Origin of the sequence: Oribacterium sp. Sow4_G1_1 (assembly GCF_052116105.1) — a bacterium.
Classification (GTDB): domain Bacteria; phylum Bacillota; class Clostridia; order Lachnospirales; family Lachnospiraceae; genus Oribacterium.
Genome location: NZ_JBQKLS010000011.1, coordinates 1 through 14,309 on the forward strand (window position 1 = coordinate 1; position 14,309 = coordinate 14,309).

Consider the following 14,309-nt stretch of genomic DNA (forward strand, 5'->3'; position numbering starts at 1 on the left):
ATCTTCAACTGCTTTTATCTTGAGTACTGGGTCTATCTTACTTTTCCTGGACATAACAATACCCCCAAGTAGGTTTCATTTTTCAATGTCCTACTTAGGGGTAGCATATCACAGCCCTCCGGGGTTCTGTTATGGCGATTTTTACGAAAGAACTTTGTGAAATCACTGACTTTCAAAGCAATTAAGCACATATTGCATGAATCCAGAACGAGAAAATAAGAAAATCTAAGAAAAAATAAACAAAGAAATCAAAGAATTTTCAAGATGAAAAGAAGGATTCTCTATTCTATCAGCCATAACATCTTCATATAATATGATCAAAAGGACGGGGGAGTCCCGTCAGGATAAACAATCATAGGAGGATTGGATTATTATGAAGAAGGCACTTAGCTTACTTACCGTTTCAGCAATGGCAGTTTCGATGCTCGCAGGATGCGGCAGCTCGAAGCCGGCAGAGACTACTGCAGCAGCTACGACTGCAGCAGCGGCAGAGACCACTGCAGCCGCTACAGAGGCAGCTTCTGAGGCAGCAACAGAGGCAGCTGCAGCTGCAACGGATGCGGATCTTTCCGATAAGAAGGTCGGCGTATGTATCTATCAGTTCTCTGATAACTTCATGACCCTTTTCAGAAATGAGCTTCAGAACTATCTCGTATCCCTCGGCTTCAAGGCAGAGAACATCGAGATCATGGATGGTGCAAACGACCAGGCTACACAGACCAACCAGATTCAGAACTTCATCACCAAGGGTGTTGACTGTCTCATCATCAACCCGGTTAACTCTTCTTCCGCAGCAACCATCACCGATATGGTAACCGCAGCAAACATTCCGCTCGTATACATCAACAGAGAGCCGGATGCTCAGGAAGAGCAGAGATGGGCAGACGAGAACATGAAGGTCTGCTACGTAGGATGTGACGCTCGTCAGTCCGGAACCATGCAGGGCGAGATCATCGCTGACCTCGACAACCACGGTGATATCAACGGCGATGGCAAGGTTTCCTACATCATGATCGAGGGTGACCCGGAGAACGTAGATGCTCAGTACAGAACAGAGTTCTCTGTAAAGGCTCTGAAGGATGCCGGCATCGAGGTTGAGCAGCTTGACGATCAGGTTGGTAACTGGGATCAGGCGCAGGCACAGTCTCTCGTTGCAAACTCTCTTGCACAGCACGGCAAGGACATCGAGGTTGTTTTCTGTAACAACGATGCGATGGCTCTCGGTGCTCTGCAGGCAATTGAGGCAGCAGGCGAGACCGTTGGTACGGATGTTTACCTTGTAGGTGTTGATGCTCTTCAGGAGGCTTGTGACAACGTTAAGGCTGGCAAGCAGACCGGTACTGTATTCAACGATCACATTTCTCAGTCTCATTCCGCAGCAGATGCAGCTGTTAAGTACATCACCGGCGGCGACAATGAGCACTACATCGGCTGCGATTACGTAAAGGTAACCTCCGATAACGTTGACGACGTTCTTGCATCTCTTGGTTAATCCGAAAGGTTCGTAAGAATTTAACGAAGTACATAGAAATGGGTGCGGGTGCACGAGCTGCGCCCCACCCGTTTTTTAAACCCATTATTTAATGCTTGGAGGGCAAAATGGCGGAGTATAAACTGGAATTACGGAATGTGTGTAAGTCATTCCCCGGTGTAAAAGCGCTGGATCACGCTAACCTCGCTGTTCGCCCGGGTACAGTTCACGCACTCATGGGAGAAAATGGTGCCGGAAAGTCCACACTGATGAAGTGCCTTTTCGGTATCTATCACATGGATGAGGGTGAAATCTACCTGGATGGCGAGAAGACAACGATTACAGACCCGGATGATGCGATGGCGAAGGGTGTTGCCATGGTGCATCAGGAGCTGCAGCCGATACCGGCACGTAACATCGCGGAGAATATGTACATGGGACGTTTCCCGGTACATAAGTATGGTCCTTTACAGGTGATCGATCACAAGAAGATGTTTGAAGAGACCGATCGCTGGCTGAAGGAGCTGGGCCTCGACTATAATCCGAAGGCGCTGCTCGGCTCGCTCTCCATCGGACAGATGCAGATGGTCGAGATCGCGAAGGCGGTTTCTCATGAGGCAAGAGTCATCATCTTCGATGAGCCGACCTCCTCGCTTTCTGATAAGGAAGTAGATTTCCTCTTCAAGGTTATGAACCAGCTGCGTGATAAGGGCGTTGCGATGATCTACATCTCTCATAAGATGGATGAGATCAAGCGGATCGCCGACGACATCACGGTCATGCGAGATGGTACCTATGTCGGTACCTGGCCGGCAGCCGAGATGAGCACCGACGATATCATCGCGAAGATGGTAGGTCGTGAGCTTACGAAGGTATATCCGGATCACGTACATGAGATCGGCGACGTCATCCTCGAGGCAGAGCATCTTTCCTCTATTCACGAGAAGTCCTTCCAGAATTGCAGCTTCAACATCCGTAAGGGTGAGATCCTCGGTTTCGGTGGACTGGTCGGTGCACAGAGAACCGAGCTCATGGAGGGTCTCTTCGGTATCCGTCATCTCGCTTCAGGAACCATCAAAATGCATGGCAAGGAAGTGAAGATCAAGCGTTCGAGAGACGCGATGGATGCAGGTCTCGGTATGATCACCGAGGACCGTCGTGGTAATGGTATCTTCGGATGCCTGTCCATCAAGGATAACACGGGTATTTCCATTTACAACAAGCACCTGAAGGCGGGCTTCATCCTGGATCACCCGACGATCAATAAGATCGTAGATGACAGTATCAAGCAGCTTTCGATTAAGACACCGAGTATGCAGCAGCATATCGAGAACCTCTCCGGTGGTAACCAGCAGAAGGTTATCGTATCGAGATGGCTCGCAAATGATCCGGAGATCCTGATCATGGATGAGCCGACCAGAGGTATCGACGTCGGTGCCAAGCACGAGATCTATGAGATCATGGAGCAGCTCGCCGATCAGGGCAAGTCGATCATCATGATTTCCTCCGAAATGCCGGAGCTTCTCGGCATGGCCGATCGTGTATATGTAATGTGTAATGGTAAGATCACAGGTGAGATTGATCAGAAGGAAGATATGACGCAGGAGAAGGTAATGTCCTTCGCAACGCAGTTCTGATTCTGATTCGATAGAATAAAGGGGAAATAAAATGCAAAAGTCACAGAAAAAGAAAATCACGGATTTTCTCATTAACAACGGTGTTATCATCGTTATGTTCATCCTCGTTATCTACACAGGATTGACAACGAAGAACTTCTTAACGGCCAACAACTTCCTGAACCTCCTCGCAAACATGTCCTACAGACTGGTTATCGCGCTCGGTATTTCAGGCTGCGTTATCACCGGAGGATGTGATCTTTCCGGTGGACGTATGGTCGGCTTCGGCGCATGTATCGCCGGTACACTTCTTCAGAAGCAGGATTATGCAGGCCGTTTCTTTAAGGAGGGCTTCCTGGCAAACATCACACCGCTGAATCCGTTCCTGGTACTGCTGATCGTCATGATCATCTGCGGATGCTTCGGTGCCATCACCGGATGGTTTATCGCTTATCTGAGTGTTCCTCCATTCATTTCCACACTGGCGATGATGGAGATCATCTATGGCCTCGGTCTGATCTACACCGGCGCTACACCGCTCGGTGGATATATCACCGGCTACACCATGTTCTCGACCGGTCGTTTCCTGGGCTTAAGCTTCCTGATCTGGATGGCCATCGCCATGTCAGCGATCACCTGGTTCATCTATAACATGACCCGTCATGGTAAGTACATGTATGCCATCGGTGGCAATGCACAGGCCGCAGAGGTTGCTGGTGTTCCTGTAAAGCTTACCCTCGTTCTCATCTATGCGAAGGCATCTGCATTCTTCGCCATGGCAGGTTTCATGCTCGGTGCAAAGGCCGGTGGTGCATCCATCAATACGGGTCTTTCCTACGAGATGGAAGGTATCGCAGCCTGCGCCCTCGGTGGTGTATCTGTAACCGGTGGTCGTGGTAAGGTTTCATCTGCCATCATCGGTGTTGCCGTCCTCGAGCTCCTGAAGGTCGCTCTTCAGTTCCTCGGTGTCGATGCAAACTCTCAGTACATCGCGATCGGTATCGTTATCTTCGTCGCAATTTCTCTCGATATCAGAAAGTACGTACAGAAGAAGTAATTGAGCGAACGATTTCTATCGTCTATAATATGGGCTGTGGCGCATGCCACAGTCCATTTTTGTATCGACCTTAAGAATTTCGTAAGGGGGTCTGACCCCATTAAATTTTTCTTAAGATAAACGTTCGGGGTCTGTCCACGACCTGACACAGTAAAAGAGAGGTTTCTATGACATATAACATGACACTGTTTGCACAGACGGCTTCGGATCCGGTGACGAACGATCCGGTCGCATTTTTCCTCAGCCAGCACGGTGTGCAGCTCATACTCGGTGTGCTGGTGATCTACTGCGCCGTGAAGCTGCTGGTCTTCCACGATCCGGATTTTATCCGTCCGAAGGAGTGGGGAAAGGTAAAGGAGGAGAATCTTCTCCCATATACTCGTGAGATGGGCATCCTCGTGCTGATGTTCGGTGCCTGCATCTTCGTGATGGAGGTGGTGAGCCAGTATGATGGACTGATGGGCCTTCTGTTTATGATTCTGTCCATCGCGGTGACCTTCTATCGTTTTAAGAAAATCGAAGACAAGTACGGAAATCTCGACCATCATCAGAAGGTGGAGGACTGAGCTTAGTAGCTTGTGACGGTGAAACACGGCGCAGCCGAAGGTTCGGTATGCTTCGCTCGCATGCGGGAGGGTATGCGCTTTCCGGGATGCGGACAGGATGTGATGGCAGAGGGAGGTCTACATTGAACAAGTACAGAGTGATGCTGGTGGATGATGAGGAGGATGTCATCCAGGTGATCATCCGGAAGATGAACTGGGAGAAGCTCGGCTTCACGGTGCAGGGCTATGCCCACAACGGACTGGAAGCGCTGGAGATGGCCGAGGAGGAGCAGCCGGACGTCGTGATGACGGACATCAAGATGCCGTTCATGGATGGACTCGAGCTCAGCCGGCGTCTGAAGGAGCAGTATCCGACCATCAAGATCATCATCTTCTCCGGCTTCGACCAGTTCGAGTATGCGAAGGAGGCCATCCGTCTGGAGGCCGAGGAGTACATCCTGAAGCCGATCGATGCGGACGAGCTGCGTGCCGTGTTCGAGCGCATCCACGCATCGCTGGATCAGGAGTTCGACGAGAAGCAGAACATCAACATGCTGAAAAACTATTATATGGAGAGCCTGCCGATCCTGCAGGAGAATTTCTGCACGGCGCTCATCGAGGGACGCGAGCCGGCGAATTCGCTCAGTCGCGATATGATGGACTATCAGATCAGTCTCGACGGTCCGTACTTCGGTGTGGTGATCCTTCACAACAGTATTTCACTCGCGCCGGAGGGCATCAATCCGCTGCTGATCACGATGTCGGTGCGTCGGCTATGGGAGGAGCACCTCGACGCGAGGTGGCATGCGCGCTTCTTCACCTACCTCGGCGACACGGTGATGATCGTGCAGCTCGAGCAGCCGGGCGCGCTGACGAAGCTGACGGATGACTGTCAGGTGCTGTGCCGTCTCAGTAAGCATGTGTCGAACGCGACCATCACCGCCGGCATCGGTCGTGCGGTCAATCACCTTCTGAACCTGCCGGAGGCCTACGAGAGTGCCCGGGAGGCCGTGTCCTACCGCGTCATCTATGGACGCGGACAGGCGATCAACATCATGGAGGTGGCGCCGGAGACCCAGAAGGAGATGCCGGCGGAGAGTCCGTCCGAGGACAGCGATGACCGCTTCTACCCGGTGTTCAAGGCCATCAAGCTGAGTTCGCCGGAGGAAGTCGATCGTCAGATCGATCAGTTTCTGGACGCGGAGGCACCGGTCAATCCGTCGCTGCAGGAGTATCGCTTCTTCGTGATGGAGCTCGTGACCGAGGGACATCGCTTCATAAATGCGAATCATCTGTCGATGGAGGCGGTGTTTGGAAAGGATGAGGACCTCTTTCAGAAGGTACAGCACCTTGATCTGGAGGCCCTGCGTGCATGGATGAAGGAAAGCGCCCATAAGATGCAGGCGCTTCTCCGGGTATCGCGCAGCGACAGCACGCGTACCTTCGTGGCGAAGGCAGAGGCCTATGTGCATGAGCATTACAGTGATAAGGACCTGAGTGTCGAGAGCATCTGTGATTTTCTCGGCATCAGTGCGGCGTACTTCTCGACCGTCTTCAAGCGGGAAACGGGAAAGACCTTCATCAACTACCTCACGGATATCCGTATGGACCGGGCAGTCCACATGCTGCTCGACGAAAATGAAAAAACCTATGTGATCGCGGAAGCGGTCGGCTACAGTGATCCGAACTACTTCAGCTATGCATTTAAAAAGAAATTCGGCGTATCGCCGTCGAAGTATAAGGCACAGCAGCAGGCCGGCACCGCGCCTGCCTGATGGTGGATGAACGGAGAGGTGCTTTGCAGAAAACCTGCAGACACCTCTCTGCTTGCGTATAAGAAAGAACCATGTGCAGATACAGGAGGACATAGTGGAGAAACAGCATCCGGCAGAGACGAAGCAGAACCGGAAAAAGGGGAAGCGAAGCTATCTCCCACATACCATCCAGGGAACGATTCTGATGGCCTTCACCATCATCTCCTTCGTGCTGCTCATGATCCTGGGGCTGGTCCTGTATCAGCTGTTTGCACGTCGTATGCGGACGAGCTCCGTGGAATCCACCGAGCAGATCGTGCAGCAGTCCGTCATCAATCTCGAGGATTACCTCGCCAATATGCGCCGCATCTCGGATGCGGTATACTATAATGTCATCAAAAATGCAGATCTCAGCACGGACAGCATCGATCGTGAGATGGACCTCATCTATGAAGCACACCTCGAGCATCTCGTCAGTATGGCGCTCTTTACCGCCGATGGCCGGCTGATTTCGTCCTCGCCGATCGCCACGACGAAGGAAAACCTCGATGTGACGACCCAGAGCTGGTTTACCGAGGCGCTTCGAAAGACCGATAATCTGCATTTCTCCACCCCGCATGTCGAAAATCTCTTCCTGGATCCGGCCTATCGCTATCGCTGGGTCATCTCCCTGAGCCGCGCCGTCGAAATCTATGAAAACGGTACCCCGACCATGGGCGTCCTCCTCGTCGATATGAACTACTCGACCATCGATCGAATGATGGAGCGGATCAATCAGGATTCGAGCGGTCAGTACATCTATCTGACCGATTCGAGCGGCAGCCTCATCTATCATCCGAAGCAGATGCAGATCAACTATGGGATTCTCACAGAGAACAACATCAACGAGGCGCACTACCAGGATGGCCATCATCAGGAGCTTTACCTCGGTACACGCCGCCAGGTGCTGCTGAACTCGGTTTCCTACACCGGCTGGAAGATGATCGCCGTGATCCCGGCCAGCGCCTACGGTGTGGATGCGGCCAGCCTACGTTTCGTCGTGATCCTGCTCGTATCGATCTCCCTCCTCGTCATGATCTTCGTGAATCAGATCGTATCGCGTCAGATCTCCCTGCCGCTGAACCGGCTGAACCGCTCCATCAAGCGGATGGAGGGCGGGGATGTCGTGCCGGAGGATATCTATGTGGGCGGCTCCGAGGAGGTCGAGCATCTCGGACGGACGCTTCGAAGCTCCATGACACGGATCAATCAGCTGATGGATGACATCGTGATCGAGCAGGAGGAGAAGCGAAAGTCGGAGATGGACGCCCTCCAGTCGCAGATCAATCCGCACTTCCTCTACAACACCCTGGATTCCATCGTCTGGATGATCGAGGGGGAGCACAACAAGGATGCGGTCTTCATGGTGACCCAGCTTGCGAGCCTCTTCCGTATCAGCCTGAGCCGTGGAAAGAACATCATTCCACTTGCGCAGGAGCTGAAGCATGCGGAAAACTATATGAACATCCAGAAGGTGCGTTATAAGAATAACTTCTCCGTTGTGTTTGACATCGATGAAAACATCCGGGACTACCTCAGCGTCAAGCTCATCATCCAGCCGATCCTCGAAAATGCCATCTATTACGGCGTTGGGGATATGGATCCAGATGACGGTGCCGAGATCCGTATCCGTGGCTGGCTGATCCCAGATACAGAAAACGAGAAGAGCGGTGAAGGCGATGCAGCACATGGGCAGACGTACGATGCGGCGTCGGGCCCGGTGGCCGCTCGGACGGCTCGGCAGCCGGATCCGACAGAGGCCAATGCTGGCGACCGTGCACACAGGCAGATGATTCAGGCGATGTCGGTCGGCGACATCTATATCGCAGTGAGCGACAACGGCTATGGCATGCCACCGGAGGTGTGTGAAAATCTGCTGAAGGACGATGAGGAATCGAGACAGCGGGTGCCGAAGCATGGCTCCGGTGTCGGACTCGTGAACGTCCACAATCGTATTCGGATCCGCTTCGGCGCACAGTACGGGCTGATGGCCGCGTCTGAGCCGGATGAGGGAACGACGATCACGATCCATCTGCCGGCGATCCCGGATACACCGGAGAACCAGAAGCTGCTGGAGAGCGGACACTACAGGACCGCTGTTTCGGACAGGAAAACAGCGGATGTGAAAACTGCGAGTGCGGGCAATGCCGACACCGAGGATGCAGCGGCGACGCGTTCAGATGTGCAGAGCTCAGATATAACAGACGTACTGGTGGAGGATGCAGGCAGAACGGAAGGAGGAAAACAGCATGCATGAGGATCGAAGCTTCTTATGGCCGATCATCGGTGGGCTGGTGGTCACCATCCTGTTCTGCTCCGTGATGCTGGTGCGGGGCACCGGTGAGAAGCGCTATCAGGTATCGGTGATCGTGAGTGATTCCTCCCAGGATCGCTGGGTGCCGTTGAAGGCAGGGCTCACACAGGCAGCGAGGGACAACAACATTGACCTGAGCTACGTCTATACCGACTACATCGATGATGTCTTTACACAGACCGCGCTGATCAATCAGGAAATCGCGGATGGTGCGGATGGCATCATCACGGATTTCTGTCTCAGCATGGGCACCGCGGACATCGTGCGGAACATCATCGCCCGTGTGCCGGTGGAGTTTATCATCACGAATGTGGATGCGGATGCAGATATCTCCGGAAACTATGCGACGGTGATGACGGATAATGTAGAGGTCGGCCGGGCCATCGGAAACGAGCTCGTGATCGATTACGGCGACCGTCTGAAGGGAATGAAGATCGGCATCATCGCCGGAAACCAGCAGCAGTATGCGATGCAGGACCGACTGAAGGGGTTCCTGGAGGCCGTGGGTGCGAAGGAACCGGAGATCGTCTGGACGGTGGAGGAGAGCCGTTTCCTCGAGAAGGAGCTGAAACGCTCGATGGAGCGGGTGACACCGGCGGTGATCGTCGGCCTCGATAATACGAGTCTCGAAGCGGCGGTGGACTATGTGGCGACGGCGGAGACGAAAAAGCTGCCCCTCTATGGTGCCGGCTGCAGTGAGAAGCTCGCGTACTATATCGATAACGGCACCATCGCATCGATGATCCTCCCGAACGAGTTCAGCATGGGCTATCAGAGTCTCACGGATCTTGCGGCCAAGCTTCGAAACCGGATGATGGTGCTCGAGGATCGGGAACAGGACTTCAATGTCGTCCATCAGGATAATCTGTTCCGGGATGAGAATCAGCGGATCCTGTTTCCGATCGTGCAGTGAGTGGTGCCGCTGTCATGGAAAACAACTGGGAGGATGGTATGAAGAAGAAAAAAGGGCGCAGGAGTGCAGTCATGGTGATGCTGGTCGTGATGCTGGTTCTCTGCGGCTGTGGTACGCGACAGAAGCTGCCGGCCAGAAAAACCGATGGAAAGATCAAAATCGGCGTGTCGGTCTATGATCAGTACGACGCCTTCGTAGCGGAGCTGATGCAGGATCTGAATGATCAGGTGCTGGGCGCGAAGGCGGAGGAAAAGCAGGATATCGTGCTGGAGGTCTATAATGCCTCGCAGAGCCAGACGAAGCAGAACGAACAGGTGCGCGACATGATCGCAGCGAATTTCGATGTGATCTGTGTCAATCTGGTCGACCGGACGGCACCGACCGAGGTCATCAATGCGGCACGGGATGCGGATGTGCCGATCATCTTTTTCAATCGTGAGCTGGTGGAGGATGATCTGCAGCGCTGGGATAAGCTCTTTTATGTGGGGGCCGATGCCTTCGTTTCTGGAAAGATGCAGGGGGAGCTGGCAGTAGATGCGATCCAGAGCGGCACGGTGGACCGGAATGGGGACGGCGCGATTCAGTATGTCGTGCTCGAGGGGGAGGCTGGACACCAGGATGCCATCGCCCGCTCGGAGAGCTCCGTCAATCGGATGCTGGAGCTCGGTGTGAAGCTGGATCGTCTTACGTATGCGATCGCAAACTGGAACCGTGCGCAGGCGAAAACCCAGATGGATAAAATCATCCGGCAGTATGGGGCGGATATCGAGCTGGTGCTCGCGAATAATGATGAGATGGCCCTCGGTGCGATCGATGCCTTCGAGGCGAGTGATCTTCCGAAGGCGCAGCGGCCGCTGATCTTCGGCATCGATGGCACGGAGGCGGGGCTCAGTGCGGTATGCGACGGGAAGCTCGAAGCGACGATCTATAACGACGCCGAAGGCCAGGCAGCGGCCATCTTTCATCTGGCACACCACCTGGCCCTGGAGGAGCCGCTGCGGGACCTTCCGCTCGTCGGCGACAAGTATATCCGTCTGCCGTATGAGAAGGTGACGCGGGATAATGTGCTGGAATTCAAGTGACCGTGGCCTCTTTCAATCTCTGTCACCGGTGACGTCGGCCCAGTAGCGGTCGCCGTGGTCGACCATCGCGATGTAGGTTTCCTTCATAACGCGGCGGAAGGCGCGGAGCTCTTCCGCGAGGCCGAAGCGGGCCGGGATGGTGCTGGTGACTTCGTGGATCTCAGCGGCGATTTTCTTTCCGAGGCGTTCATCGCCGAGGCGGAAGAGGCCGAAGGCGGTCGAGTCGTAGCTCCGGTCGCCGGCACAGCTCTCGATCCATAAGCGGGCAAACTGGCGCCACTCCTCGAGGAGAACTTCATCGACCTCCTCATCCAGCACGCAGAGCGTGGTGAAGTACTGCCGGATATCGCGCGCGCGCTTCTTCCGGTTCAGAAAGTTCGTACCGAGGCGGCCGTCGATGAGGAGACCCATCCAGGCTGCGACGAAGGCATCCTTTCGCTTCGCACCCGCGCGCTCGTTCGCCGGGTAGCGCTTGCGAAGAAGCTCGAGACGGCGGCGATCGTTCCGGTCGCCTGCATTGTCCTCGAGCATCTCGGTCAGAATCTTCTCACGGGTATCGATATCCTTGATGTCATAGTAGTGCGTCGGCCAGTCTTCCTTATAGTTGATGGCCGGCGTTTTTTCTTTATTTAAAAGCATGTTCGTGCGGTCCTTTCCAGCGGTATGATCCTATTCTGTAACCGTTCATGCAAGCTGCCCCTCCGGGTCCTCTCTGCCTGAACTGTTATCCTATTCTAGCATGATTCCTCGGACTTGCACAGAATTTGCTTGACGCGTGGGATCGCCGGTGCTATATTGTTCAAAACATTTTGAAATAAGGAGGAAATGAACATGAAGCAAGGCGGGAATGAAAAATTCAAACAGATAGAGGCGGACCGGAGTCGCATCGACTGGATGATCACGCTGGTGCCGTTTGTGCTCATCGTGGTGCTGGCACTGCTGTTTTTCCTTCTGCCGGACGCGTCCAATGCCGTGCTCGGCAGTATCCGGACCTTCCTGGGGGACAGCTTCGGGCTGTACTATCTCCTGATTGGCCTCGGAACGACCGTGATGTCGCTCTACATCGCGCTCTCACGCTATGGTCGCATCGTGCTCGGTGCGCCGGATGAGAAGCCGAAGTACAGCTTCTTCCAGTGGGGGGCCATGATGTTCACGGCGGGGCTCGCTGCCGACATCCTGTTCTACTCCTTCTGCGAGTGGATCCTCTACTTGGAGGACCCGCACACCGTGGAGATGGGCAGCCGTATGGACTGGGCCAGCACCTTCACGCTGTTCCACTGGGGCCCGATTCCGTGGGGCTTCTACCTCGTGCTCGCGGTGGCCTTCGGCTTCATGCTGCATGTGCGGAAGCGGACGCGCCAGAAGTATTCGGAAGCCTGCCGTCCGATCCTCGGGAAGTACACCGACCGTCTGCCGGGCCGTTTCATCGACCTCCTCGCCGTGTTTGCACTCCTGGCCGGCACCGCAACCACCTTTTCCGTCGCCACGCCACTCCTCAGTGAAGCGCTGAAGACGCTCCTCGGCATCGATCTCCCGGATCGTACCATCACGATCGCGATTCTGCTCGTGACCTGCGTGCTCTACACCTGCGCGGTCATGCGTGGTATGTTCGGTGTCTCTCTGCTCGCCAATGTCTGCACCTACTGTTTTTATGGCTTACTTCTCTACGTGCTCGTCTGCGGCGGAGAAGCGCGCTTCATCCTCGAGACCGGTTTCTCCGCGATGGGGCGTCTCGCGCAGAACTTCCTCGGCCTCGCGACCTATACGGATCCGACGAGAAGCACCGGCTTCGCGCAGAACTGGACGATTTTCTACTGGGCATACTGGATGGTATGGTGCGTAGCCGCGCCGTTCTTCATCGGATCGATTTCCCGTGGCCGCACCATCCGCTCGACGATTCTCGGCGGCTATGTCTTCGGCATGGGCAGCACCTTCGTAAGCTTCATCGTGCTCGGGAATTATGGACTGGGGCTTCAGATGGCTGGTCGCTTCGACATCGTCGCGCTTTATGATGAGACGCAGAACCTGTACACCACCATCATCGCCATCATTCAGCAGCTGCCGCTCGCGAAGGCGGTGCTCGTGCTGCTCATCGTGACGATGATCGCCTTCTATGCGACCTCCTTCGATTCCATCGCCCTGGTCGCTTCCCAGTACAGCTATAAAAAGCTCGGAAAGGACGAGGAGCCGCAGGGCTGGATCAAGGCACTCTGGTCGGTGCTGCTCATCCTGCTTCCGGTCGCCCTCGTCTTCTCGGACAGCTCTATGGCGAACCTTCAGTCCGTCAGCATCATCGCGGCCTTCCCGATCGGTGCCGTCATCGTCCTGATCACCGCCGCGTTCCTGAAAGACGCGAAGGCGTATCTGGAGGAGATAAACTAGACATTTGGATGGCCCCCTGTGTCTGAATGCTTGAGATGTTTTGGCGTGAGACGTTGAATGTGTATGGTGGAATATGCTAGAATTCTGTTGAATATGATTTGAGATTATTTTAACAGGGGGGACATGATGTTACAGAGCTTTTTTAATTATGATAATCCGATCTGGCGTTTCATGGGGCGGCTTGGCGATATGATCGTGCTGAACCTTCTGTGGCTCGTCTGCTCGATTCCGGTCGTGACGATCGGTGCGTCCACGACGGCACTGTACTACTGCACGCTGAAGTATGTGCGGAATGAGGATTACGGTGATTTTCGGATGTTCTTCCGCTCGTTTAAGCAGAATTTCAGACAGGCGACGATCATCTGGATCCCGATGCTGCTGATCGCTGCGGTGCTGGGCTTCGATTTCTGGTTCTTCGGACAGCTGATGGCCGGCTCTGGTACGGTGAAGTTCTTCCTGCAGGCGGTCGTGCTCGCCATGATCATCGTCTGGAGCTTCGTCTTCCTGTATGTATGGCCGGTCTTAAGCCGTTTCGAAAATACGACGAAGAACACCATCCTGAATGCCATCCTGATGTCGATCCGCTATCTCGGATCCACGATTTCGATGCTGATCTGTGATGTCGTGATTCTGCTGGTATGGTATATTCTCTTATTTTATATACCATGGCTGTCCGCGTTTCTGATGCTGATGGGCTTCGCACTGATCGCCTGGATCAACTCCACGATGTTCGAGCATATCTTTCTCAAGTTCATGCCGAAGGAGGATCACAGCCACGACGGTGATGTGCACCCGATTCTCGAGGATATCAATATGGATGGCTCTCTGAAGGAGGGGGCTGCCGAAGAAACCGGTGAGGCGATTTCCAGCTTGAAGAAATCATCGGAAGATGAGATATGACAGAGAAAAGAGAAGTAAAAGAAACCCTGCACTGAAAACATAAAAATCAAAACAGGACCATACAGAGGCCTCCGGCGCAGTTTTGCCGGGCTTCTGCATGGTCCTGTTTTCGATTCGTTCGTCTTCGGCGATTTGAGTTTCTCCGGCTGAATTTTTAACGTGTGATTTTTCTGTAAATAAAAAAATCCCCCATAAAAGGGAGGAGGGCAGGTGATCCTTCGATCCCTGCCCGAGTA

11 protein-coding genes are annotated in these 14,309 nt (G+C 54.0%); 10 read left to right on the forward strand and 1 reads right to left on the reverse strand.

The window, feature by feature from the left end:
* The first annotated feature begins 373 nt into the window (after nt 1-373).
* From ACTQ52_RS07985 to ACTQ52_RS08020, 8 genes are all read left to right on the forward strand, one after another.
* Complete coding sequence (locus ACTQ52_RS07985) at nt 374-1,492, forward strand: galactose ABC transporter substrate-binding protein (RefSeq protein ID WP_410042724.1); 1,119 nt, start codon at nt 374-376, stop codon at nt 1,490-1,492.
* 107 nt (nt 1,493-1,599) lie between these two features.
* Nucleotides 1,600-3,108 (forward strand): sugar ABC transporter ATP-binding protein, encoded by a 1,509-nt coding sequence (locus ACTQ52_RS07990; protein ID WP_410042723.1) that lies wholly within the window; start codon nt 1,600-1,602, stop codon nt 3,106-3,108.
* Nucleotides 3,109-3,139: 31 nt separating this feature from the next.
* On the forward strand, nt 3,140-4,144 hold the full coding sequence (locus ACTQ52_RS07995; protein ID WP_410042722.1) for an ABC transporter permease subunit: 1,005 nt from the start codon (nt 3,140-3,142) through the stop codon (nt 4,142-4,144).
* Nucleotides 4,145-4,311: 167 nt separating this feature from the next.
* Nucleotides 4,312-4,710: a hypothetical protein gene (locus ACTQ52_RS08000; protein ID WP_441982300.1), complete on the forward strand. Its 399-nt coding sequence runs from the start codon at nt 4,312-4,314 to the stop codon at nt 4,708-4,710.
* Between the two features lie 122 nt (nt 4,711-4,832).
* On the forward strand, nt 4,833-6,464 hold the full coding sequence (locus ACTQ52_RS08005) for a response regulator (protein ID WP_410042720.1): 1,632 nt from the start codon (nt 4,833-4,835) through the stop codon (nt 6,462-6,464).
* Nucleotides 6,465-6,558: 94 nt separating this feature from the next.
* Nucleotides 6,559-8,739, forward strand: a complete 2,181-nt coding sequence (locus ACTQ52_RS08010; protein ID WP_410042719.1) for a cache domain-containing sensor histidine kinase — start codon at nt 6,559-6,561, stop codon at nt 8,737-8,739.
* Complete coding sequence (locus ACTQ52_RS08015) at nt 8,732-9,709, forward strand: sugar ABC transporter substrate-binding protein (protein WP_441982301.1); 978 nt, start codon at nt 8,732-8,734, stop codon at nt 9,707-9,709. Before ACTQ52_RS08010 ends, ACTQ52_RS08015 begins: the two co-directional genes overlap by 8 nt.
* Before the next feature lie 38 nt (nt 9,710-9,747).
* Nucleotides 9,748-10,791 (forward strand): galactose ABC transporter substrate-binding protein, encoded by a 1,044-nt coding sequence (locus ACTQ52_RS08020; protein WP_441982302.1) that lies wholly within the window; start codon nt 9,748-9,750, stop codon nt 10,789-10,791.
* Nucleotides 10,792-10,803: 12 nt separating this feature from the next.
* Here ACTQ52_RS08020 and ACTQ52_RS08025 read toward each other — a convergent pair whose 3' ends face one another.
* Nucleotides 10,804-11,430 carry a DUF6553 family protein gene (locus ACTQ52_RS08025; RefSeq protein ID WP_441982303.1) on the reverse strand — a complete coding sequence of 209 codons (627 nt, stop codon included), beginning with the start codon at nt 11,428-11,430 and terminating at the stop codon, nt 10,804-10,806.
* A gap of 192 nt (nt 11,431-11,622) precedes the next feature.
* Between ACTQ52_RS08025 and ACTQ52_RS08030 the strand changes: the two genes are divergently transcribed.
* Nucleotides 11,623-13,173: a BCCT family transporter gene (locus tag ACTQ52_RS08030; RefSeq protein WP_441982304.1), complete on the forward strand. Its 1,551-nt coding sequence runs from the start codon at nt 11,623-11,625 to the stop codon at nt 13,171-13,173.
* Nucleotides 13,174-13,296: 123 nt separating this feature from the next.
* Nucleotides 13,297-14,073: a YesL family protein gene (locus tag ACTQ52_RS08035; RefSeq protein ID WP_441982305.1), complete on the forward strand. Its 777-nt coding sequence runs from the start codon at nt 13,297-13,299 to the stop codon at nt 14,071-14,073.
* The last annotated feature ends 236 nt before the right edge of the window (nt 14,074-14,309 follow it).

What these genes read in the sequence shown, in the direction of transcription:
- ACTQ52_RS07985 (WP_410042724.1), top strand. Translation starts at nt 374, where the DNA reads ATGAAGAAGGCACTTAGCTTACTTACCGTTTCAGCAATGGCAGTTTCG.
- ACTQ52_RS07990 (WP_410042723.1), top strand. Translation starts at nt 1,600, where the DNA reads ATGGCGGAGTATAAACTGGAATTACGGAATGTGTGTAAGTCATTCCCC.
- ACTQ52_RS07995 (WP_410042722.1), top strand. Translation starts at nt 3,140, where the DNA reads ATGCAAAAGTCACAGAAAAAGAAAATCACGGATTTTCTCATTAACAAC.
- ACTQ52_RS08000 (WP_441982300.1), top strand. Translation starts at nt 4,312, where the DNA reads ATGACATATAACATGACACTGTTTGCACAGACGGCTTCGGATCCGGTG.
- ACTQ52_RS08015 (WP_441982301.1), top strand. Translation starts at nt 8,732, where the DNA reads ATGCATGAGGATCGAAGCTTCTTATGGCCGATCATCGGTGGGCTGGTG.
- ACTQ52_RS08020 (WP_441982302.1), top strand. Translation starts at nt 9,748, where the DNA reads ATGAAGAAGAAAAAAGGGCGCAGGAGTGCAGTCATGGTGATGCTGGTC.
- ACTQ52_RS08025 (WP_441982303.1), bottom strand. Translation starts at nt 11,430, where the DNA reads ATGCTTTTAAATAAAGAAAAAACGCCGGCCATCAACTATAAGGAAGAC.
- ACTQ52_RS08030 (WP_441982304.1), top strand. Translation starts at nt 11,623, where the DNA reads ATGAAGCAAGGCGGGAATGAAAAATTCAAACAGATAGAGGCGGACCGG.
- ACTQ52_RS08035 (WP_441982305.1), top strand. Translation starts at nt 13,297, where the DNA reads ATGATGTTACAGAGCTTTTTTAATTATGATAATCCGATCTGGCGTTTC.